18 protein-coding genes and 1 pseudogene are annotated in these 21997 nt (G+C 65.0%); 14 read left to right on the forward strand and 5 right to left on the reverse strand.

Annotated features, from left to right (window positions below; genetic code table 11):
- Positions 1–90 precede the first annotated feature (90 nt).
- The 8 genes and pseudogenes from P0R31_RS16540 (at position 91) to P0R31_RS16570 (ending at position 9347) form a co-directional block, all read left to right on the forward strand.
- The gene (locus P0R31_RS16540) at positions 91–1716 is read left to right on the forward strand and encodes a hypothetical protein (protein WP_275514934.1); all 1626 of its coding nucleotides are present in this window, start codon (positions 91–93) and stop codon (positions 1714–1716) included.
- Between the two features lie 63 nt (positions 1717–1779).
- Positions 1780–2823: a TAXI family TRAP transporter solute-binding subunit gene (locus P0R31_RS16545; protein WP_275514935.1), complete on the forward strand. Its 1044-nt coding sequence runs from the start codon at positions 1780–1782 to the stop codon at positions 2821–2823.
- Complete coding sequence (locus tag P0R31_RS16550; protein ID WP_275514936.1) at positions 2820–3449, forward strand: hypothetical protein; 630 nt, start codon at positions 2820–2822, stop codon at positions 3447–3449. Before P0R31_RS16545 ends, P0R31_RS16550 begins: the two co-directional genes overlap by 4 nt.
- Positions 3450–3473: 24 nt before the next feature.
- Positions 3474–4091: a hypothetical protein gene (locus P0R31_RS16555; protein ID WP_275514937.1), complete on the forward strand. Its 618-nt coding sequence runs from the start codon at positions 3474–3476 to the stop codon at positions 4089–4091.
- A 133-nt stretch (positions 4092–4224) separates the two neighbouring features.
- Positions 4225–4995: a methyltransferase domain-containing protein gene (locus P0R31_RS16560; protein ID WP_275514938.1), complete on the forward strand. Its 771-nt coding sequence runs from the start codon at positions 4225–4227 to the stop codon at positions 4993–4995.
- Between the two features lie 263 nt (positions 4996–5258).
- Positions 5259–5735, forward strand: a pseudogene (locus tag P0R31_RS40860) (TRAP transporter small permease); the annotation flags it as partial.
- Between the two features lie 219 nt (positions 5736–5954).
- Positions 5955–7235 (forward strand): TRAP transporter large permease, encoded by a 1281-nt coding sequence (locus tag P0R31_RS40865; RefSeq protein ID WP_343299324.1) that lies wholly within the window; start codon positions 5955–5957, stop codon positions 7233–7235.
- A gap of 183 nt (positions 7236–7418) precedes the next feature.
- Positions 7419–9347: an alkyl/aryl-sulfatase gene (locus tag P0R31_RS16570; RefSeq protein WP_275514939.1), complete on the forward strand. Its 1929-nt coding sequence runs from the start codon at positions 7419–7421 to the stop codon at positions 9345–9347.
- 176 nt (positions 9348–9523) lie between these two features.
- Here P0R31_RS16570 and P0R31_RS16575 read toward each other — a convergent pair whose 3' ends face one another.
- Positions 9524–10594, reverse strand: a complete 1071-nt coding sequence (locus tag P0R31_RS16575) for a glycosyltransferase family 4 protein (RefSeq protein ID WP_275514940.1) — start codon at positions 10592–10594, stop codon at positions 9524–9526.
- Positions 10595–10868: 274 nt separating this feature from the next.
- On the opposite strand from P0R31_RS16575, the gene P0R31_RS16580 reads away from it, so the two are divergent.
- The 4 genes from P0R31_RS16580 to P0R31_RS16595 are packed head-to-tail and all read left to right on the forward strand — an operon-like array spanning position 10869 to position 16772.
- Positions 10869–12632, forward strand: a complete 1764-nt coding sequence (locus tag P0R31_RS16580; RefSeq protein ID WP_275514941.1) for an ABC transporter ATP-binding protein — start codon at positions 10869–10871, stop codon at positions 12630–12632.
- 58 nt (positions 12633–12690) lie between these two features.
- Positions 12691–14895, forward strand: a complete 2205-nt coding sequence (locus tag P0R31_RS16585; RefSeq protein WP_275514942.1) for an amylo-alpha-1,6-glucosidase — start codon at positions 12691–12693, stop codon at positions 14893–14895.
- A gap of 18 nt (positions 14896–14913) precedes the next feature.
- On the forward strand, positions 14914–15435 hold the full coding sequence (locus P0R31_RS16590) for a PRC-barrel domain-containing protein (protein ID WP_275514943.1): 522 nt from the start codon (positions 14914–14916) through the stop codon (positions 15433–15435).
- A 23-nt stretch (positions 15436–15458) separates the two neighbouring features.
- Positions 15459–16772: an MFS transporter gene (locus tag P0R31_RS16595; RefSeq protein ID WP_275514944.1), complete on the forward strand. Its 1314-nt coding sequence runs from the start codon at positions 15459–15461 to the stop codon at positions 16770–16772.
- Positions 16773–16815: 43 nt separating this feature from the next.
- Here the strand turns inward: P0R31_RS16595 and P0R31_RS16600 are convergent, their stop codons facing one another.
- The 4 genes from P0R31_RS16600 to fixL all read right to left on the reverse strand — a co-directional run bounded on the left by P0R31_RS16600 (position 16816) and on the right by fixL (position 20216).
- Positions 16816–17514, reverse strand: a complete 699-nt coding sequence (locus P0R31_RS16600) for a helix-turn-helix domain-containing protein (protein WP_275514945.1) — start codon at positions 17512–17514, stop codon at positions 16816–16818.
- Positions 17515–17617: 103 nt separating this feature from the next.
- Positions 17618–18034, reverse strand: a complete 417-nt coding sequence (locus P0R31_RS16605; RefSeq protein WP_275514946.1) for a response regulator transcription factor — start codon at positions 18032–18034, stop codon at positions 17618–17620.
- A gap of 43 nt (positions 18035–18077) precedes the next feature.
- Positions 18078–18695: a response regulator FixJ gene (fixJ, locus tag P0R31_RS16610; RefSeq protein ID WP_275514947.1), complete on the reverse strand. Its 618-nt coding sequence runs from the start codon at positions 18693–18695 to the stop codon at positions 18078–18080.
- 3 nt (positions 18696–18698) lie between these two features.
- Positions 18699–20216 (reverse strand): sensor protein FixL, encoded by a 1518-nt coding sequence (fixL, locus tag P0R31_RS16615; protein WP_275514948.1) that lies wholly within the window; start codon positions 20214–20216, stop codon positions 18699–18701.
- A gap of 217 nt (positions 20217–20433) precedes the next feature.
- On the opposite strand from fixL, the gene P0R31_RS16620 reads away from it, so the two are divergent.
- Entirely contained in the window at positions 20434–21267 is an 834-nt protein-coding gene (locus P0R31_RS16620) for a universal stress protein (protein ID WP_275514949.1), read from the forward strand.
- Between the two features lie 40 nt (positions 21268–21307).
- Positions 21308–21733 (forward strand): CBS domain-containing protein, encoded by a 426-nt coding sequence (locus P0R31_RS16625; protein WP_271545560.1) that lies wholly within the window; start codon positions 21308–21310, stop codon positions 21731–21733.
- Positions 21734–21997: the final 264 nt, after the last annotated feature.

Consider the following 21997-nt stretch of genomic DNA (forward strand, 5'->3'; position numbering starts at 1 on the left):
CATCTGCGCGTGTTCTGATCGAGTTCCGAAATCATGCGAACAAGCTGGGCGATCGCTCCATTGGAGTTGCTCTTGAGAGAGGCGTGATACATGCGCCGATCCATCGATACGGCAGCCAAGGGTCGAGAAAACACCCGGATAGATGATGCGGCGGAGGCCGTCGAGCTCGGTCACGGGTTGCCCGAGACGGGCAGATGGGCCGCAAAGGACGGCTCAGCGCTCTACTCTTCACGGACTCCTTGGTGTGGTGAGACCGAGAATATCGATCCGGAGGAGACGGGTAGTTCGCTCATTTCAGCTGTCGTTCTGGTACCCCTTATCTTCGCTGGGGTAGCCCTGCTCGGTGCTTTCGACCCGTTCAAGGCACAACCGACTGCCGAAATGATTCGAATCGACGGCGGGAGCGCCGCCGGCCTCGACCAGCGGCCTGACATCGCGACTGGATCGCCAGCACTCCTTCAGAGCGAAACGTCCGAGGCTCCGATTCAGGCGGTCTCCGCAAGCACTGCGGGCCCGCCACAACGGCTCGATGCCGACGAGCGCAGTGACGCGCTCTCCGGTGAACTGGCCGGCGCGCGCAGGGAGCTCGAAGAGGCGGTCCAGCGCACGCATGCAGCGGAAACTGCCGCGGAGCAGCTGCGGCAGTCTCTTCAAAACGAGCAAGCCCGCAGCGCCGCCTTCGCGGACGAACTTGCCGGAACCCGCCGCGAAATAGAGGCTCGTATCGCGCAGGCGCGCGAGGCGGACGAGTTGGCCGCGCAGCAGAGGGATGCGGCGGCGTGGGAGATCGCTGAACTGCGGCAGTCCCTGCAGCAGGAGCGGGAAAAAAGCGCCGTCCTGGCGAAGCGAGTGAGCGCCGCGCAGGCGACAGCGGCAAGCGCTGAGCAAGAACGCTACGAGGCGCAGTCACGCGCCGCAGCCCTCGCGAGCGAGCTTGCCGGCATGACTCGCGGATCGGCTACGGCCGACGGTGCGACGGCGGAGCAAAGCGAGGCGGCGGGCGGGGAGATCGCGGAATTGCGGCAGTCCTTGCAGCAGGAGCGCGAAAGGAACACAGCCCTCGCACAAAAGGAGGACGCCGCGCGATCGGCAACGGCGAACGCCGAGCAACAACGCCGTGCCCTCGAAGAGGCACAGGCTCATGTTGCCGCGCTGGAGAGCAAGCTTGCGCAAACGCGCGGCGACATCGAATCCCTGAACGGGCATCTGCGCGAGGCGAACGATGCAGCCTCGCAGCAGAGACAGGCAGCGAACCGGGAGATCGCCGAACTGCGACAGTCGCTGGAACGGGAGCGGAGCAGGACTGAAGCCAGGGAGAGAGAGATCGCCTCGGTATCGCGCCTTACCGATCAGCGCGTCTCGGCGGCGCAAAGAAACGACGGCCCGATCTTGTCGACGGCGCAGAACGTGACGGCAGCGGAGCCGCCGACGAGTCCAGGCCAGGACGAGGTGGAGGCCCGATTGATCCCGCGTGCCAGAGCGTTGCTCGATCAGGGCAATATCGGTGCGGCGCGGATTGTGCTCGAGCTCGCTGCTGAGAAGAACAGTGCGCAGGCAACCTTCATGCTCGCGGAGACATATGATCCCGCGGTTCTGTCGGCTTGGGGTGCCTATGGAACGCGCGGCGAGGCGGCCAAGGCGCGCGAGCTCTACGCGAAGGCACAGAGAAGCGGCATTCGCGGAGCCAAGGAACGACTGGATGCATTGCATCGCTGAGAGTGGGGCTTGCATTCATGCTTGGACGAGTGGTGTGCGGTGGGCAATCCGGAAAGGAACGACATGAACAAGCTGCCAAGGTCGCTCGCGTCGCTCCTGCTCGCCGCGCTGGTGCCCATTGCCGTGCTGCTTCAACCGGCTTGCCTGGAGGCACAAACCGCAAGATCCGCCAAGGCCGATGCACAAATGCTCCGACGGCCGCTCCCTCAGGAGAGCGAAAAGGGCCGGATGAACGCCTGGACCGTCGGGCTCGCCGGCGGCCTGCTCGAGGGCGCGCCGATCCGCCTCGCGGCAGAAATGGCCCGCGTCGTCGACGACGGAGCAGAGCTGCATCTCCTGCCGATCGTCACCCGGGGCGCCACCGACAATCTGAATGCGCTGCTTTATTTGCGTGGTGTCGATACCGCGATCATCAATTCCGACGCGCTCGAGGAGTACAAGCTTCAGGTTCCGCAGATCCAAAGCCGCATCACCTACCTGCTCAATCTGTTTCCGTCCGAGTTGCACATCTTCGTGCGGCCGGAGATCACGAGCCTGCAGGACCTTGCCGGCAAGAAGGTGAACTTCAATACCCAGGGCACCGCAGCCGCCTATTCCGGACCGCTGATCTTCAGCCGCCTCGGCATCGACGTCGACAAGACGTTCATTCCGCATCAGCTTGCCCTGGAACAGATGCGCAAGGGGGAGATGTCGGCCGTCGTGTTCATCACGTCGAAACCCGTGGACGCCTTCGTACGGGGCCGCTGGGAAGCTGGATTCAAGTTCCTGCCGGTCCATTACGACAGGAAGTTCGAGGACTATTATCTGCCGGCGACCTTGAACGCCAACGAGTATCCCAATCTGATTCAACAAGGTGAGCGGGTGTCGACTCTTGCCGTGCCGACGGCTCTCGTTGCATTCAACTGGCCGCCACGCTCAAATCGCTATCAACGCGTAGCGCGCCTCGTCGAGTACCTGTTCTCCCGGATTGACCGCCTGCAGGCACCAGGCTTCGATCCGAAATGGCAGTCCATCAATCTCGCGGCGTCCGTCCCCGGGCTCGCCCGCTTCCCGGCTGCGCAGGACTGGCTGGATCGCAAGGCCCGCAGCGTACAGGCGAGGCCATGAAGAGTGCCGTTCCTCCGTTCGCCGTCGCCTTGAACGTAGCCTGCGGAATCGTTTACGCGCAAGACACGGGCGATGCCGTCGAATCACTTCGGACTTGTTCGGCGATGGAAGGGCAGGGCCGGCTGGAATGCCTGCAAGATCTGTCACGTAAGATTCCGCCGCCCGGGCGGCGGGCGTCAGACGGCGGCTGGCTGATCAGCGAGACCACCTCCCCGGTCGATTATTCGCCGATCGTCACCGCCACCACCTTTTCGGTTGGCGGCTCGGATGGAGCCCCGATGCAGCTCTCAATCCACTGCCGCAAAGGCCGCACGGAAGTCACGGTCGCCGGACCGGCGCTTTCACGGAGCGCCAACGAATACGTCATCTCCTTTCGGCTGAATGCGGACACGCCGATGCAACTCGCGGCAGCATCGCCGTCATTCGGCTCCGGCGTTGCTTTCGGGGGCGACGTCGTAAAGTTGCTGAACGCGCTACCCGAGGACGGTCACATCGTCGTGCGCCTTTTCGCCCGCACCGGTCAGGTGCAAGACGGACAATTCCTGCTCGGCGGATTCGAGAAGGTGCGTAAGAGAATGGCGGCTGCGTGCAAATGGCCACATAGCGTCGCCAGACCAGGAAGGTGATGGTCAGGGAACGGGAGACACGAGATGATCAATCTGAAGTTGGCGACGGCAGTCATCAGCGGCTTTGCGATGCTGTTTCTGGTCGGACCGAGCGCGCAGGCGCAGCAGGACAACCTGCTGATTCCGCAGTCAACCGCGAAGAGCCAGGCGAGCTATCCGAAGCATTCCGTCAGACAGAAGCAGGCGAGCAAACCGGGGCAGGGTCACGCGACCAAGCAGACGGCTGCGAACGAGACGGGGGTGGCCCAGGCGACAAAAACCGGGACTGCGAAGCAGCCGCACCGACTGATCCTGCAGGTCAACGCCAACGAACCTGCGATGATGAATCTCACCCTCAACAATGCCACCAACGTCGCGCAATATTACCGCGACCTCGGTGAACCGGTGTCGATCGAGATTGTCACCTTTGGTCCCGGGCTTCACATGCTCCGCGACGACACCTCGCCGGTGAAGCCACGCATCGAGGTGCTCGCGATGAGCAATCCCGAAATCTCCTTCAAGGCCTGCGGCAACACCCAGGACAACATGCGCAAGGCGGAGAACAAGGACATCAATCTGATTCCGCAGGCGACGGTGGTCAAATCGGGTGTCGTCCGCGTCATGGAGCTGCAGGAACAGGGCTGGAGCTACGTCAAGCCGTGAGGTCCGGCGGCAACGGGGCCGGATGCGCAGCGAGCAGAACATGTCGCCTCCTGTGCCGTGGGCTTGCGATTGCCCGATCAGAACGAGCAGTGGTAACCAAGAGCCTGGGCGAAGAAAGAAAAGGGCTCGAAGCATGGTCTGGGATCCGCAGCAATATCTGAAGTTCTCCGGCCATCGGCTCCGGCCCGCCGTCGACCTGTTGATGCGGATTCCCGATTTTGCCCCGCGCGCGATCGCCGATCTCGGGGCCGGCGCCGGCAACGTCACGAAGTTGATCAGGGAGCGCTGGCCGGAGGCACGTGTGACCGGCATCGAGGGCTCGGCCGAGATGGTCGCCGCAGGACGCAAGGCTGCGCCCGACGTGGATTGGTCACATGAGGATCTCGGCCATTGGAGTCCCGCCGGGCAGTACGATCTGATCTATTCCAATGCCGCACTGCACTGGCTGCCCGATCATGCGGCACTGTTTCCGTCGCTGATGGAGAAGGTGACGCCGGGAGGCATGCTCGCGGTGCAGATGCCGCGCAATTTCCTCGCGCCTTCGCATGTGCTGATCGGCGAGACCGCGCTCGATGGGCCATGGCGGTCCAAGGTGGAGCATCTCGTCACCCCGCCGCCGGTGGAAGGGCCGGCCTTCTATCACGATCTGCTCGCGCCGCTGTCGGCCAACATCGACATCTGGGAGACCGAATATCTGCAGGTGCTCGAAGGCGACAATCCCGTGAAGGAATGGACCAAGGGCACCTGGCTGACGCGCTATCTCGACGTGCTCCAAGGCGAGGAGAAGGCCGCGTTCGAAGCCGCCTACGGCATGCGCGTCGCAAAGGCCTATCCGAAGAATGCGGCGGGGCAGACGCTGTTCCCGTTCCGGCGCCTGTTCATGGTCGCCCAGCGCAAGGGCTGACGGCGCTGCCGCAACGCGGCATAGCACGCGTTGCCTTGGACTCGCGCGGATGCCGGCTTGCGCATCCGGCGGTCGCCACGTTAGCTTGGCAGCGCTTAGCTCTCGTTGTTACCGACGGCTGCGGCCCAATAACAACAATACCGACGGTCGGAAGCCATCGCGCTCCCGGCCGTTGCGCTTGAATGATCCAATCGGGGGGACACAAGTTGCTGCGTGTGCTGAATCGTTTTCTCGATCATCTCGAGGAATGGCTGATCGCGACGATGATCGCGGCTGCGACGTCGCTCATCTTCGTCGCGGTGCTGCACCGCTACGGCGCCGGGCTGTCGATCGACATTGCCAAATGGGCGGAAGCCCGCAACCTGGCCTTCCTCGCCGTGCCCGCGCGCGCGACGTTCGCCTGGCTTGCCGCGCTCGATTTGTCATGGGCGCAGGAGCTCTGCATCTACATGTTCATCTGGATGGCGAAGTTCGGCGCCGCCTATGGCGTGCGGACCGGCATCCATGTCGGCGTCGACGTGCTGGTCAACATCCTGCCCGGCGGCTCGCGCCGCCGCATCATCACTTTCGGCCTGCTGTGCGGCGCGCTGTTCACAGCCATCGTGGGCTATTTCGGTGCCGCCTTCGTCAGCCACATGTGGCACAGCGGCCAACAGTCCAACGATTTGGAAGCGCCGATGTGGATGGTGTATCTCACCATCCCGCTCGGCTCCGCCCTGATGTGCTTCCGCTTCCTGCAGGTCGCCTGGTCGTTCTACCGCACCGGGGAGCTGCCGCATCACGATATGGCGGGCGTCGAGGGCGTCGAGGCGGATCCGGTGCATCCGGCGCCGGTCACGCCCACCCAGGTGGTCCGGGACGAGCGCAGCCCGCTCGGCTGGATCCTGATGCTGCTGCCGGTCCTGATCGTCGCGCTGTGCTTCGCGCATGCGGCCCATGTCATCACCTTGCCGCAGGGCCTGCGCGTCTTCATCGTGTTCGCGCTGCTGATCTCCCTGATGCTGACGGGCATGCCGATCTCGATTGCGCTGGGTCTGACCGTGCTCAGCTTCATGTTCACGCTGACCGACGTGCGAACCGAATCGGTAGCGCTGAAGCTGTTCACCGGCATCGAGAATTTCGAGATCATGGCGATCCCGTTCTTCATTCTGGCCGGCAACTTCCTCACTCATGGCGGCGTGGCGCGGCGGATGATCACCTTCGCAACCTCGCTGGTCGGCCATTGGTACGGCGGGCTCGCGCTGTCGGGCGTGGTCGCCTGCGCGCTGTTCGCCGCGATCTCCGGCTCCTCGCCGGCGACCGTGGTGGCGATCGGCTCGGTGATCCTGCCCGCGATGGTCGCGCAAGGCTTTCCGAAGCGGTTCGGCGCCGGCGTGATCACGACGTCGGGCTCGCTCGGCATTCTGATTCCGCCATCGATCCCGATGGTGCTCTACGCCGTCTCCACCAACAGCTCGGTGGGCAAGCTCTTCATCGCCGGCATCGTGCCGGGGCTTGCGCTCGCCACGCTGCTCGGCATGACGACGTTCTATCGCGCCTGGCGCAATGACTATCCGCGGATGCCGAAGGCGACCTTCATGGAGCGTCTCGATGCGTTCCGCAAGTCGATCTGGGGCATCCTCCTGATCGTGATCGTGATCGGCGGCATCTACAGCGGCCTGTTCACGCCGACTGAAGCGGCCGCCGTCAGCGCGGTCTACGCCTTCATCGTCGCGGTGTTCATCTACAAGGACCTGAAGCTGCGCGACGTGCCGCGCGTGCTGCTGTCGTCGGCCAACCTTTCGGCGATGCTGCTCTACATCATCACCAATGCCGTGCTGTTCTCGTTCCTGATGACCTACGAGAACGTGCCGCAGGCGCTGGCGCAATGGATGATCGACCAAGGCCTGGGATGGATCGGCTTCCTGCTGCTCGTCAACGTCCTGCTGCTGCTCGCGGGCAACGTGATGGAGCCGTCCTCGATCATCCTGATCATGGCGCCGATCCTGTTTCCGGTCGCGGTCAAGCTCGGCATCGACCCGATTCATTTCGGCATCCTGATGACGGTCAACATGGAGGTCGGCCTGTGCCATCCGCCGGTCGGCCTCAATCTCTACGTCGCTTCGGGCATCGCCAAGATGGGGATCACCGAGCTCACGATCGCGGTGTGGCCGTGGCTGCTGACGATGCTGGGCTTCCTCGTGGTGGTGACCTACTGGCCCGGCCTGTCGCTGTGGCTGCCGCGCATGCTGGGGATGTAGCGGGGCGAGCGGTGTACCCTCTCCCCCTGTGGGAGAGGGTGGCTTCGCGCAGCGAAGCCGGGTGAGGGGTCTCTCTCCTCACGAACGGTTTTGCGAATGGAAAGAACCCCTCATCCGGCGCTTCACGCCACCTTCTCCCACAAGGGGAGAAGGGAAGAGAATACCGTCCCGGGAGGAGCAAGCATGACCGAACGCAGCATTGAGCCGAAGGATGCGACGGCCTCCGTCATCGCGCAGCATGATTCCATGCTGAGCGCGTTGCCGTTTTCCGACACACGGGACTTCGACGACGCCGCGCGCGGCTTCCTCGGCACGATCGAGAACGCCGAAATCACGAACCCGCAAGGGCGGACCGTCTGGAGTCTCGCGCCTTATGGTTTTCTCGCAGAAGACCAGGCGCCGCCGACCGTCAATCCGAGTCTGTGGCGGCAGGCGCGGCTCAACATGCAGCACGGCCTGTTCGAGGTGGTGCCCGGCGTCTACCAGGTTCGCGGGCTCGACATCGCCAACATGACGCTGATCGAGGGCGACAGCGGCGTCATTGTCGTCGACACCCTGACCTCGATCGAGGGGGCGCGCGCCGCGCTCGATCTCTACTTCAGACACCGCGGCACGCGGCCGGTCGCGGCGATCATTTTCACCCACACCCACACCGACCATTGGGGCGGCGCGCGCGGCGTGCTGGAGCAGGATGCGCTCGCCGCCGGCAGCGTGCCGATCATCGCGCCGAACCTGTTCATGGAGCACGCCGTCTCCGAGAACATCATCGCGGGACCTGCGATGCTGCGCCGGGCGCAATACCAGTTCGGACCGCTGCTCGCGAAGGGGCCAAGGGGGCAGGTTGATTGCGGGCTCGGCAAGTCGATGGCGGCAGGCTCGGTCGCGCTGCTGCGCCCGACGGACGTGATCATGGCGACCGGCGATACGCGCGTGATCGACGGCGTCGCGTTCGAATTTCAGATGGCACCGAACAGCGAGGCGCCGGCGGAGATGCACTTCTTCATCCCGCGTTACAAGCTTCTGAACCTCGCCGAGAACTGCACCCACAATTTCCACAATCTCTTGCCGTTCCGCGGCGCCGACGTACGCGACGCGCTGGCCTGGTCCAAGTATCTCGGCGAGGCGCTGCGGCTCTGGGACGGCAAGGCCGAGGCGATGTGCGGCCAGCACCACTGGCCGGTGTGGGGACGCGAGCGGATCGGCATGATGATCCGGCAGCAGCGCGATCTCTACAAGTTCGCGCATGACCAGACCATCCGGCTGATGAACCACGGTCTGAACGCCGCCGAGATTGCCGAAACGATCCGGCTGCCGAAGAGCCTGGAGGCCGCCTGGCACGGCCGCGGCTATTACGGCCACATCCGCCACAACGTGAAGGCGATCTACCAGAAATATCTCGGCTGGTACGACGCCAATCCGGTCAATCTTGACCCGCTGCCGCCGGCGGAGTCCGGGAAGAAGTACGTCGAATATATGGGCGGTGCGGACGCCATCCTCGCGCGGGCGGCGGCGGACTTCGAGAAGGGTGAGTTCCGCTTCGTCGCCCAAGTGCTCGGCCATCTCGTCTTCGCCGAACCGGACAATGCGGCAGCGCGGGCGCTGCTGGCCGACACGCTGGAGCAGCTCGGCTACGCCGCCGAAAGTGCGACCTGGCGCAACGCCTATTTGTTCGGCGCACAGGAATTGCGCCAGGGCATGCCGAAGGTGCCGGCACGCCCGCCGATGCCGCGCGAGACGCTGGCCGCGCTGCGCACCTCCCAGCTCTGGGACGTGCTCGGCATCCGCCTCAACGGCCCGAAGTCCGAAGGCAAGCACATCGTCCTGAACTGGCGCTTTTCCGACACCGGCGAAACCTTCGTGCTCAATCTGGAGAATTGCGCGTTGACTTATACCGAGAGCGTGCAGGCGGAAGGTGCCGATGCCGGCTTCACGCTGGAACGCTCCACGCTCGATGAGGTGATCGCCAAGCTGACAAGCTTCCCGGAGGCGGTCGCGGCCGGCAAGATCGAGCTGTCCGGCAATCCGATGAAGCTCGCCGAGCTGATGGGACTGATGGACGAGTTTCCAAGGATGTTCGAAATCGTCGAGCCGAAGCGGGCCGTGGTGGGGTAGGGGACCGTGCCCGCCACATACTCCGTCATTGCGAGCGCAGCGAAGCAATCCAGAATCCCTCCGCGGACAGAATTCTGGATTGCTTCGCTGCGCTCGCTGACGAGTCGATAGATATGGGCAAACAACCATGGCCGGGACAAGCCCGGCCATGACGCCTGTGGCAAGATGTGGCCTTCCTACTCCGCGCTGCTCACCAGCTTGATCCGCGGTGCCTGTGCCTCGGTCAGGCTGCGATAGGCGGCGAGGTAGTCCAGCGCCATGCGCCGCGCGGTGAAGCGCGTCTCGAACTGCTTGCGGATCGCGGTGCGGTCGAGTTGCGGAAGCCGGTTCACCACGCCCGCGGCGCTGATGATATCCTCGACGATGAAGCCGGTGAGGCCCTCGTCGATGATCTCCGGCACCGAGCCGCGGTTGAAGGCGACGACCGGCGTTCCGCACGCCATGGCCTCGATCATGACGAGGCCGAACGGCTCCGGCCAGTCGATCGGCAGCAAGAGGCCGAGCGCGCCGCTGAGGAAATCCGATTTTTCGTGATCGCTGATCTCGCCGATGAACTCCACCAAGGGATTGTTCTCGATCATCGGCCGGATCAGCTCGTCGTAGTAATCCTGGTCAGCACGGTCGACCTTGGCCGCGATCTTGAGCGGAATGCCGCAATGGGTCGCGATCTTGATGGCGCGATCGACGCCCTTCTCGGGCGCGATGCGGCCGAGCACGGCCAGGTATTCCTGTTTCGCCGGCTTCGGCGTCAGCAGCTTCTCCGGCAGGCCGTGGTGGATCGTCGTCACCCAGTTCGCCTGCGGCACCGGCCGCCGCTGCGCATTGGAGATCGAGATGACCGGCATCTTGGTGAAGGTGTTGAAGACCGGCTGATGCTCGGGAAGATCGAGCCGGCCGTGCAACGTCGTCACGAACGGGGTCGGCTGGCGGTGGAACAACGACCAGGGATAATAGTCGAGATGGAAGTGGAGGAAATCGAACTCCTCGTCGTCACATTTTTGCCGCACCCGCTCCAGCAGCACCATGTGCAGCGCGTTGGGATCGCGCACGGAACCGTCGAGCCGAAGCGCCCGCGGCCATAATGCATCGAGCTTGGCCGATGTCCGCGAGTCGCCGCTGGCGAACAGCGTCACGTCATGGCCCAGGGCCACCAGCTCTTCCGTCAACCAATGCACCACCCGCTCGGTGCCGCCATACAGCTTGGGTGGAACAGCCTCCGTCAACGGAGCTACCTGCGCGATGCGCATCTCACCATCTCCTCTGCGATCATGAAGTTGAAACCCCCGCCTGTACGGCACCGGCAAATGCCAGACGAGGGAACGTTCCCGCACCTGCGAAGTTCCTTCTCCCGAACGTTACATATTCGACACGTCGGCGGAGCGTCGCGATGCTGCCACTAGATCTTCGCAGATCGTCCGCATCCGCATGTCGTGATGGGATTGCCCGGGAACCGAGGCGAAGCGGTCGATGTTCACTCGGCCAGTAACGAAACGAAAATCAGCATAACGGGGCGACAGCCATATGGATCAGCTTTCTGGATACGCGCGCAGGCCATTTGCCTTTGTCTTGCGCTATCTCCGGCGTCGTCTCGCGTCGCATTTGGTGATCCTGGCCGCGGTCGTGGGGGCCGTTGCCTGCTCCGTAGGCACCCAGTATGGCGTCAAAGCCCTGGTCGACGCCCTGTCCGCCGGTCCCTCGTATGGCGGTGGCGTATGGCTGGCATTCATTCTGCTCATGTCACTCATTGCCGCCGACAACTTCCTGTGGCGGATCGCGAGCTGGACAGCGAGCTTCACCTTCGTCCGGGTCACGGGCGATTTACGGCGCGACATCTTTCGTCATCTGACCGGGCACGCCCCCAGCTACTTCTCGGACCGGATGCCCGGCATGCTGACGAGCCGCATCACCGCGACCTCGAACGCGGTGTTCACCGTCGAGAACATGTTCGTTTGGAATGTGTTGCCGCCGTGCATTGCCACAATTGCGGCAATCATCCTGATTGGAACCGTCAGCCCCTACATGGCGCTCGGCCTGATCGCGATCGCGGGCGGCATGGTGGTTGCGATGTTTCGTCTGGCCGCGGCCGGCAAGCCGCTGCATGACGATTTCGCCGACAAGGCCGCATTGGTCGACGGCGAGATGATCGACGTCATCAGCAACATGCCGCTGGTGCGCGCCTTCTGCGGCATCAGCCACGAGCACGAGCGATTCGACGCGACGGTGAACCAGGAGCTGACCGCGCGCAGCCGCAGCCTGCGTTATCTGGAGAAGCTGCGGCTGTTGCATGCCGTCATCACCGTGCTTTTGACGATTGCGCTGATGGCCTGGGCGATCTCGCTCTGGCAGAAGGGCCAAGCGACGACCGGCGACGTCGTGCTGGTCTGTACGCTCGGCATCTCCATCCTGAGCGCTACGCGCGATCTCGCGGTGGCGCTGGTCGACGTCACCCAGCACGTCGCGCGTCTGACAGAGGCAATCGCCACGCTGCTGGTGCCGCACGAGCTCCGCGATCACCCCGAGGCCGAGCCCCTGGTCAAGAGCGGCGCGGCCATCGCGTACAACAACGTCACCTTCGGCTATCCCGGCAGCGACAAGATCTTCGAGCGCTTCAGCCTGCGCCTCCAGCCCGGCCAGCGCGTCGGACTGGTCGGCCAGTCCGGCGGCGGCAAGTCGACGCTGTTCACGCTGCTGCAGCGGTTCTACGACGTCGACGAGGGCAGCATCACCATCGACGGCCAGGACATCTCGAAGGTGACGCAGCTGAGCCTGCGCGAGGCGATTTCCGTCGTGCCGCAGGACATTTCCTTGTTTCATCGCTCCATTCGCGAGAACATCCGCTATGGCCGCCCGAACGCGACCGACGACGAGGTGCTGCGCGCGGCGATCGCGGCGCGCTGCGACTTCGTCGAGAGCCTGCCGGAGGGGCTCGACACCATGGTCGGCGACCGCGGCGTCAAGATGTCGGGCGGCCAGCGCCAGCGCATCGCGATCGCGCGCGCCTTCCTGAAGGACGCGCCGATCCTGCTGCTGGACGAGGCGACCGCCGCGCTCGACAGCGAATCCGAAGAGGCGATCCGCGAGGCGCTGTCGCGCCTGATGCGCGGCCGCACCGTGATCGCGATCGCCCATCGCCTCGCGACGCTGCGCAATTTCGACCGTGTGGTGGTGCTGAGGAATGGTAAGATCATCGAGGACGGCTCGCCCGAGCGTCTGATGCAGGGCCATGGGCCGTATCGTGAGCTGGTCACGCAGGAAATAAGCCGGCTCGCGCAAGCCGCCGCGTAAACCAACAGTCGCGTTCTCGAGTCGGTCGCGTTTCGAAACCAGCGCAGGGGAGCAGCTCATGTCGGCCGAAGCCGTAACCAAGTTCGTCTCCGTGACGCGGACCTCGGAACAGGTCGCGGAGCAGCCTTTCTACATTCCGATGACCGGGCCCTCGGCCCGGCCGCGGCGCTCGCTCAAGCACGACGACACCTTCATCGTGCTCGACAGCCACGGCGACATCGGCGCGTCCGCCGGCGGGCCGGACGGGCTGTTCCATCATGATACGCGCTACCTCGCGCGGCTTGAGCTCGTGCTGGACGATCTCCAGCCGTTGCTGCTCGGCTCGAATCTGCGCGACGACAATTCGGCGTTGACCGTCGACCTCACCAATCCGGACATCTACCGGCAGGGCAGCCTCGTTCTGCAAAAGGACCTGCTGCACATCGTGCGCACGATCTTCCTGTGGCGCGGCACCGCCTACCAGCGCATCGGCGTACAGAACCATGGCGACCGGCGCACCAGCTTCAACCTAACGCTGCTGTTCGGCAACGACTTCGCCGACCTGTTCGAGGTCCGCGGCGAGCGGCGACCGCGCCGCGGCATCGGAACGGGCCGGCTGCTCGGACCGACCGACGTCCTGTTCGAATATCGCGGCCTCGATGATGTCGAGCGTACCACCGGACTGCATTTCGATCCGCGTCCGACGCGGCTCTCAGTCAATGCCGCAACCTGGGAGCTCGACCTGGAGCCGCACCAGGCCAAGTCGCTGTTCGTCGCCGTGTCCTGCAACCGGCCGCTCGCGGAAAAGCCGGTGCGGTTCTTCCCGGGCCTGCTGGCACACCGCCGCGAGATGCGGCACCAGACGGCTGGCGCCGCCAGCATCGAGACCTCCAACAACATCTTCAACGAGGTGCTGTGCCAGGCCATGGCCGACCTCAACATGCTGATGACCGAGACGCCGCAGGGACGCTATCCCTATGCCGGCATTCCCTGGTACTCGACAACGTTCGGGCGCGACGGCCTCATCACCGCGCTGCAGATGCTCTGGGTCGATCCGCGCATTGCCAAGGGCGTCCTGCGCCGCCTCGCGCATTTCCAGGCCGCGGCGGTCGATCCGCTCGCGGACGCCGCGCCCGGCAAGATCCTGCACGAGATGCGCGGCGGCGAGATGGCCGCGCTCGGGGAAGTCCCGTTCGCGCATTACTACGGCAGCGTCGATTCGACCGCGCTGTTCGTGCTGCTCGCAGGCAGCTATTTCGAGCGCACCGGCGACGAGGCCACGTTGATCGAGCTGTGGCCCGCGATCGAGGCGGGGCTCGCCTGGATCGACGGCCCCGGCGATCCCGATCAGGACGGCTTCGTCGAATACCAGCGCGCGACCGAGAAAGGGCTGGCGAACCAGGGCTGGAAAGATTCCTATGACGCGATCTTCCATGCCGACGGCCGGCTTGCCGAGGGCAATATCGCGCTCGCGGAGGTCCAGGGCTACGTCTTTGCCGCCAAGCAGCTCGCGGCGCGTTGCGCGCTGCGGCTCGGCAAGCCGGACCGCGTGCGCAAGCTCGAGGCCGAAGCCAGGGCGCTCGCCGAGCGCTTCGAGCAGGCGTTCTGGTGCGAGGAGCTCGGCACCTATGCTGTCGCGCTCGACGGCAAGAAGCGGCCCTGCAAGGTCAGGACCTCGAATGCCGGGCAGGTCCTGTTCAGCGGCATGGTCCGCGAGGACCGCGCGCGTCTCGTCGCCGCGGATCTGATGCGGCCGCATTTCTTCTCGGGCTGGGGCATCCGCACCGTCGCGCAAGGCGAGGTGCGCTACAACCCGATGTCCTACCATGACGGATCGATCTGGCCGCACGACAACGCGCTGATCGCGCTGGGGCTGGCGCGCTACGGCCTCAAGCATTCGGTGGCGCATGTCTTCAAGGGGCTGTTCGATGCCGCGACCTACATGGACCTGCGCCGATTGCCCGAATTGTTCTGCGGCTTCCGGCGCGAGAAGCGGCGCGGGCCGACGCTTTACCCGGTCGCCTGCGCGCCGCAGGCCTGGGCCAGCGCGACGCCGTTCACGCTGCTGGAGGCGGCGCTCGGCCTCGAGTTCGACGTGGCGCGCGGCGAGATTCGCCTGCGCAACCCGCATCTGCCGGCGTTCCTCAACGAGGTGATCCTGCACGATCTGCGCCTTGGCGAATCCGGCGTCGATCTTCGCGTCAGCCGTCACGGCGACGACGTGGCGCTGGAAGTGTTGCGCACGCGCGGTCAGATCCAGGTCTCGATCGTGCTGGCGCGCTAGAGGCGCGAGGAGGAGGTCATGCGTGCGATCGGAAGGTTGGTCCTGGGCATGGCGATCGTCGCGGGCTTGACGGTCGCCGGATCGCGCGCGGCCGAGGAGCCCCCCGCATCCCCGAGCGAAGCAAAGGCACCGGCAAATGTGCAACCGCCGGCTTCCACGGTGCCCGTCACGCCCAAGGACGCCGCGCCGCCGCCATCGGTGACCATCATCGGCGCGAGCGAGGCCCACGGTGTTCTCGGCCGCGACGTTCGCAGCGCCGCCGGCGAGGACATGGGTCGCATCGTCGACGTCATCGTCGATCGCACCGGCCATGTCCGCGCTGCGGCAATCGATTTCGGCGGCTTCCTCGGCGTCGGCAGCCGCAAGATCGTCGTCGACTGGAACGCGCTGCGCTTCGGCAAGATCGCCAACAAGAAGGACAGCATCACGCTGGAATTGACCAAGGCGCAGGTCGCGGCCGCACCGGAATACAAGGAGGACACGCCGATCGTGGTGCTCGGCGCGTCCGGCAGCCTTCAGCCGCTGCAAGCCATTCAGTGAGGTGCAGGGAGGGCTGACCGCCCGTGCTGTTGTCGAGGAAGCCGAACCATGCAGATCGCGGCGGCGTCGTCGAGCAGGACAACGTCGCGGTGCCCGCGGCTGCGGGCATTCCGGCGCCGTCGCGCCAGAGCCTGCGCGGCCTCGACTGGTTCATCTTCTTCCTCGCCGACGTGCAGACCGGATTCGGTCCCTTCATCGCGGTCTATCTGACGACGCAGAAATGGACCCAGGTCGAGATTGGGCTCGTGCTGTCGATCGGCGGCATCGTCGCCCTGATCGGCCAGATGCCGGGCGGCGCGATCATCGATGCCGCGAAATCGGAGCGCCTCGTCGCCGCCCTCGCGATCGCGACCATCGGCGCCTGCGCGCTGGCCTATGCGGTAATGCCGATCTTCCCCGTCGTGATCACGGCCGCCACGCTGCATGCGATGGCGAGCTGCGTGCTCGGGCCCGCGATCGCCGCGATCAGCCTCGGCCTCGTCGGCCCGCTCGCGATCGGCGAGCGGCTCGGCCGCAATGCGCGCTTCGCCTCGCTCGGCAACGGTGTCGCGGCGGCAGTGATGGGCACCGCGGGCTATCTGTTGTCGAGCCACTCGGTCTTCCTGGTCACCTTCCTGCTCGTGATCCCGACCCTGATCGCGCTGTCGCGCATCCGCGAGAATGAGATCGACATCAGGCGCTGTCACGGCGAGATGCCGCCTGAAGCGGCCGACCGCGGCGATCCCAATATCTGGCACCTGATCCGGCAGCGCCCGCTCATCGTGTTCGCGCTCAGCGTGCTGCTGCTGCAGCTCGCAAATGCCGCGATGATGCCGCTGATGGCGAGCGCGGTGACGGCGCGGTCGAGCCAATGGGCGACCGTGCTCGTCGCCTTTTGCATCGTCGTTCCGCAAGCGATCGTGGCGCTGCTGTCGCCGACGGTCGGGCGCAAGGCGCAAGCCTGGGGCCGCCGCCCCCTGCTGCTGATCGGATTCGGCGCACTGGCGATTCGCGGCCTGTTGTTTGCGACCGTGCGCGATCCGTATCTGTTGGTGCTGGTGCAGGTGTTCGACGGCATCACCGCGGCGGTCTTCGCGGTGATGATCCCGCTGATCGTCGCCGACGTCGCCTTCGGGAGCGGGCATTTCAACCTGGCGCAGGGGATCGTCGGCACTGCGACGGGCATCGGCGCGTCGCTGAGCACGGTGCTTGGCGGCTATGTGAGCGACAAGTTCGGCAATGCCACCGCATTCATCGGGCTGTCCGGCGTTGCCGCAGCGGGACTCCTGCTGATCTTCTTTGTGATGCCGGAGACGCGGCGCACGGGTCTGACCGCCACCAAAGAAATGGCCGGCTGAACGAATTCAGCCGGCCAAAGTGGGTGGGGAGGAAGATTGAGGATCAGGCGTCGAGATTGTGCAGGCGCTGGCGGTTGCGCAGCACGATCTGGCGGGCACCGGAGAAACCGAGAATGCCCTGCGCGTGAAGCTGCGACAGCGCGCGCGACACGGTCTCCAAGGTGAGGCCGAGATAGTCGCCGATGTCGCGGCGGCACATCGGCAGCGCCATCATGCCGGCGACGGCCAGACGGCGGTCCATTTCGAGCAGGAAGGTCGCGACGCGCTCCATCGCAGTCTTGCGGCCCAGCAGCAGCATGTGGTCCTCGGCATGGCGAAGCTCGCTGGCGGTCATGGCCCAGAGCCTGCGGGCGACCTGCACGTCGGTGCCGGCGGCCTTTTCGAGGCTGGCGCGCTTCACGAGGCGAACGGTGGTGTCGATGATGGCTTCAGCGGCGAGGCGGTGGGTGGGACCGGATTCGAGGCCGAACACGTCGCCGGGAAGATGGAAGGCGCCGATCTGGCGGCGGCCGTCGGAGAGAAGCTTGTAGCTGCGCACCGCGCCGGTGACGACCTGATAGACATATTCGGCCGCCTCCTCCTCGCCATAGATCTCCTCGTCCTTACCGTAGGAGAACTCGGTAGCGACCAGACCGACATGGCCCGCGATCGCGCCGAACTGGTCGGTAACGGGGTGGGCAGGGGCAATCTTGCCACCGATTTGGGTGTTGATCGCCTGGGTGTTGAGCGTCTGGGTCAGCATCTGCGCCATCTCCGTTGTGATGACGCTTTCCTACGCGGTATCGGGTGCTTCGAAAATTTCGCGAGATATCTTAAGGGGGGCGCCTTACGTAGAATCCCGTAGGTCAGGCGCGGGGGCGGCCCTTGATCGCGTGGCGGATGCATTTGACGAGGTTTTCGTCCAGAAGCGGCTTCAAAACCACGTCCTTGATGCCCGCCGTCGCGGCCCGGGCCGAGATGTTCTCGTCGGGGTAGCCGGTGATCAGGATCACGGGCGCGTCGCGGTGGGATTTGCGCAGCCGGCCGGTCAGGTCGATGCCGTTGATGTCGGGCATCTTGTAGTCGATGACGTAGCAGTCCGGCCCCGGCGCGGCGCCGAGATTGAGCAGCGCCGTGCCACTCCTGAAGGTCCGCACGGCGAAGCCGTCGGTCTCCAGCAGGAACCGCAGGGATCCGAGGACCGCGGCATCATCGTCGACCACAAAGATGGTTGGCTGTGGGGTGGACGATGGCCGCGCACGATGTGGGCTGACCTCAACCATGCTGTCTGGCTAGCACGGCGCCGTGAAGCCGCCTTGACCTGCCTCAATCGTTGAGCATGCCGGCGCGCATCGCCAGGCGAACCAGTTCCGAAAGGCTGCTCGCCTGCATCTTGGTCATGACGTTGGCCCGGTAGACCTCGATGGTTCGCGGGCTGATGTCGTATTCGCGGGCGATCAGCTTGTTGGAGAGGCCCGCGACCAGCCCCTCCATGACCTGGCGCTCCCGCGGGCTCAAGGATGCGACGCGGGCAGCGATGTCCTGCGCGACGGCCTCGTTCCTGGCGGCGGGCTCGGCCTGGCGGAGCGCCGACTCGATCATGGCGGTGAGACGGTCGTCATCGAATGGCTTTTCCAGGAAGTCGACCGCCCCGAGCTTCATCGCTTCGACCGCCAGCGGCACGTCGCCGTGACCGGTCATGATCACGATCGGGAACGGGCTTTGCTGCGCCTTCATCCGCTTCAAGAGCTCGATGCCGTCGAGGCCGGGCATGCGCACGTCGGAGACGATGCAGCCGAAACCGAGGCCGGGCAGGGCTTCGAGAAAGGCGAGCGCGTCGTCGAACAAGGTGACGGCGAAGCCGGCCGAATCCAGCAGGAAGTTCAGCGAGTCCCGCATCGCCGCGTCGTCGTCGATGACGTAAACATGTCCCTTGGTCGTCATGGATCAGCTCTCGTCGGTTGCCGGCAGGGTGAAGCGGAACGTCGCTCCGCCCGCTGCGTTGCTCTCGGCCCACATGCGGCCGCCATGGGCCTCGATGATCGAGCGGCTGATGGAGAGTCCCACGCCCATGCCGGTGTCCTTGGTGGTGAAGAAGGTCTGGAACAGGTTTGGAATGATGTCTTCCCGGAAGCCGATGCCGGTGTCGGAGACCTCCACCTCGATCATGCCGTCGGCGACACGGGTGTTGGCGACGACGAGCTCGCGCCGCTGCGACTGCGCCATCGCCTCGAGCGCGTTGCGGAACAGGTTGACCAGCACCTGCTGAATCTGCACCCGGTCGGCGAGAACGAGGTCGGCGTCGGGATCGAGGCTGAAGCGGAGCTGCACGTTCTGCTCGCGCGCGCCGGCGAGCCCGAGCGCGCCGGCTTCCTCAATCAGCTTGGACAGGCTCTCGACCCGCTTCTCGGATTCGCCGCGGGAGACGAAGTCGCGCAGGCGGCGGATGATCTGGCCGGCGCGCAACGCCTGCTCCGCCGCGCGGTCCAGCGCGCTTTCGACCTTCGGCATGTTGGGATCGGTGCTGCCGGCGAGGAGGCGCCGCGATCCCTTCATGTAATTGCTGATCGCCGCCAGCGGCTGGTTGAGCTCGTGGGCGAGCGCGGAAGCCATCTCGCCCATCGCGGTCAGCCGCGACACGTGCACGAGCTCGGATTGCAGCTCCTGGAGCCGCGCCTGGGTCTGCTGGTGCTCGGTGAGGTCGCGCACGAAGCCGGTGAAATAGGGCTCGCCCGCGCGTTGCGTCTTCCCGACGGACAGGTGCATTGGAAACGTCGTGCCGTCGCGGCGTTTGCCGGTCACGATCCGGCCGATGCCGATGATGTGCGCATCATTGGTTCTGAGATAGCGCGCGAGATAGCTGTCGTGACGCGACTGATCGGGCTCCGGCATGAGAATGCTGACGTTTCGGCCGATCGCTTCCTGCCTGCTGTAGCCGAACAGCCGCTCCGCGGCGCTGCTGAAGAGCTGCATGATGCCGCGTGAATCGATGACGATCATGGCATCGGGCACGGTTTCGAGAATCGAGCGAAGATGATTCTCCTGTGACCGCAGGGCCTCCTCGAGCTGCTTCTCCTCGTTGATGTCGAGGAATATCCCGCTGAGGTGACGCGGCGTGCCCGCATCGTCCCGGATCACCCCGGCCCTGGCCCGGATCCATTGACCGTTCCCGGATGCGCCGCCGATCTTGAAGGACAGGTCGAGGCCGCCGCCGCCTTCCGACGTGCGCCCGATCGCCTTCAGGAGGTGGTCCCGATCGCCCGGCTCCAACAGGGAAAGAAAGAGATCGTAGCTGACAGCCTGGTCCGGCTGCAGGCCGAACAGCCGCCTTGCCGTATCCGACCAGTCGAGCTCGCGGGTCTGCAGGTCGAGGTCCCAGGTGCCGACCCCGAATCCCTCGATGCGGACACGGAAATGCTCGCCCCGACCATCGTCTGCCGGATGGGTCATGCGGGTCGGCGCCAAGCTTTGCTCCTGTGTTCGGCGGGTCGGCAGAACGCCTTTACCGCTCCGGCAATGTCGCCCAAGGCTCGGCCAGAGGCAAGCGCGGCCGTTGAATCCACTGGCAGATTCCCCATTGCGGAGAGCGGGCCACCAGAGGCGTTGGTTTTGATCTAGCTCAGCCTGTTGCGCGGCAGCAGGTCTAAGATTTGAAAGCACTCTGTAATGCTGGAGATTCCCGATGACATACGCGACCATCATGGTCAGCCTGGCGCTCGATCAGCCCAACGAAGCGCGTCTTCAGGTCGCAGGCGAGCTCGCCGAACGATTCGAGGCCGCCATCGTCGGGGTCGCTGCGGCTCAGTTCGCCCCGCCGCTCTATTTCACCGACGGCGCAGAGGCGCAAGCGCTGATCGACGAGGGCGAAGCTTCGATCAAGCGGCGGCTGGCCGGGCTCGAAGCGCAATTCCGCGCGGCCATGACAAATCGCGGGGGACACGCGGAGTGGCGCAGCGCCATGGATTATCCGGCGCGCTTCGTGACGGCGCAGGCGCGTTGCGCCGATATCGTCGTCAGCGGTGGTCAGAGCCCGGCCTTCTCCGATGCTTTCTCGCTGGCCAGCCCCAAGGACCTGGTGATGCAGGCCGGCCGTCCGCTGCTGGTCGTTCCCGATCGGACCAACTGGCTCGACCTGCGCAACGTGCTGGTGGCGTGGAAGGATTCGCCGGAGGCGCGGCGGGCGGTAGCGGGCGCGCTGCCGATGCTGCACAAGGCGAAGGACGTCACCATCGTGGAAATCCCGGAGCGGGGCGACGACCGTTCGGCCGTGATGGCCGGTGTCAGCGACGTCGCCGCCTGGCTCGGCCGCCACGGCATCACCGCGACGGCGCGCGTCCTCGAGGCCGCAGGAAACGAAACCCCTGCTGCGCGGTTGGAGACGGTCGCCGGCGACATCGGCGCGGGCCTGATCGTCGCAGGCGCCTATGGTCATTCGAGGTTCCGCGAACTGATTCTCGGAGGCGTCACCCAATATCTGGTGACGCAAACCGTCCGCAGCGTGCTGCTGTCGCACTGACCATCGGCCGGCCAGTTTGAGGAATCGAGGAGGACGCGCCGTGTACCAATTTCTTGAACAGACCGTCGACGGCTACATGACGCGCAACGTCAAGACGGTGCAGCGCGGCCTCGACTTGTTCCAGCTCAGCGAGATGTTCGAGACCGACGATTTCAATTCCTATCCGGTCGAAGACGATGGGCAGGTGGTCGGCATCGTCACCAAGTTCGACATCCTGAAGTGCTTCGCCTTCACGCCGAGCCAGATGTTGCCGCGCTACGACGACCTGATGAGCCGCAAGATCGGCGACGTCATGACGCCCGAGTTCATCTATGTCAGCCCCGACACGCGGCTTACGCGCGTGCTCCAGATCATGGTCGAGCACCGCATCAGGAGCATCATCGTGCTGGACGGCACACAGAAGCTGGTCGGCATCATCGCGCGCGAGGACGTCATCGCGGCGCTCAAGGCGACGGCGCGGGAGTGAGGTCTGGATCCCTCGGTTCGACCTCCGTGATTTCACGGAGGTCGGACCCTTCGCTAGCGCCTCGTCCTTCGAGACGGCGCTTGCGCGCCTCCTCTGGATGAGGCTAATCGGCGCCGGCGCCTCGTGAAAAACGTTTCCACACACACTGTCCTCATCCTGAGGAGCCCGCCCAAAGCGGGCGTCTCGAAGGATGGCCGCAGGGATAAACTCTTGCGTGCGATGGCCCTGCGCGTGGGAAAGATTGGCCGCACATCGGCTCACATT

The sequence above is a fragment of the Bradyrhizobium yuanmingense genome, from assembly GCF_029167105.1.
Taxonomy (GTDB): domain Bacteria; phylum Pseudomonadota; class Alphaproteobacteria; order Rhizobiales; family Xanthobacteraceae; genus Bradyrhizobium; species Bradyrhizobium yuanmingense_A.

Bases quoted from the DNA above. Each gene is read 5' to 3' on its own strand.
- P0R31_RS16540 (WP_275514934.1), top strand. From the start codon at position 91: ATGCGCCGATCCATCGATACGGCAGCCAAGGGTCGAGAAAACACCCGG.
- P0R31_RS16545 (WP_275514935.1), top strand. From the start codon at position 1,780: ATGAACAAGCTGCCAAGGTCGCTCGCGTCGCTCCTGCTCGCCGCGCTG.
- P0R31_RS16550 (WP_275514936.1), top strand. From the start codon at position 2,820: ATGAAGAGTGCCGTTCCTCCGTTCGCCGTCGCCTTGAACGTAGCCTGC.
- P0R31_RS16555 (WP_275514937.1), top strand. From the start codon at position 3,474: ATGATCAATCTGAAGTTGGCGACGGCAGTCATCAGCGGCTTTGCGATG.
- P0R31_RS16560 (WP_275514938.1), top strand. From the start codon at position 4,225: ATGGTCTGGGATCCGCAGCAATATCTGAAGTTCTCCGGCCATCGGCTC.
- P0R31_RS16570 (WP_275514939.1), top strand. From the start codon at position 7,419: ATGACCGAACGCAGCATTGAGCCGAAGGATGCGACGGCCTCCGTCATC.
- P0R31_RS16575 (WP_275514940.1), bottom strand. From the start codon at position 10,594: ATGCGCATCGCGCAGGTAGCTCCGTTGACGGAGGCTGTTCCACCCAAG.
- P0R31_RS16580 (WP_275514941.1), top strand. From the start codon at position 10,869: ATGGATCAGCTTTCTGGATACGCGCGCAGGCCATTTGCCTTTGTCTTG.
- P0R31_RS16585 (WP_275514942.1), top strand. From the start codon at position 12,691: ATGTCGGCCGAAGCCGTAACCAAGTTCGTCTCCGTGACGCGGACCTCG.
- P0R31_RS16590 (WP_275514943.1), top strand. From the start codon at position 14,914: ATGCGTGCGATCGGAAGGTTGGTCCTGGGCATGGCGATCGTCGCGGGC.
- P0R31_RS16600 (WP_275514945.1), bottom strand. From the start codon at position 17,514: ATGCTGACCCAGACGCTCAACACCCAGGCGATCAACACCCAAATCGGT.
- P0R31_RS16605 (WP_275514946.1), bottom strand. From the start codon at position 18,034: ATGGTTGAGGTCAGCCCACATCGTGCGCGGCCATCGTCCACCCCACAG.
- fixJ (WP_275514947.1), bottom strand. From the start codon at position 18,695: ATGACGACCAAGGGACATGTTTACGTCATCGACGACGACGCGGCGATG.
- P0R31_RS16620 (WP_275514949.1), top strand. From the start codon at position 20,434: ATGACATACGCGACCATCATGGTCAGCCTGGCGCTCGATCAGCCCAAC.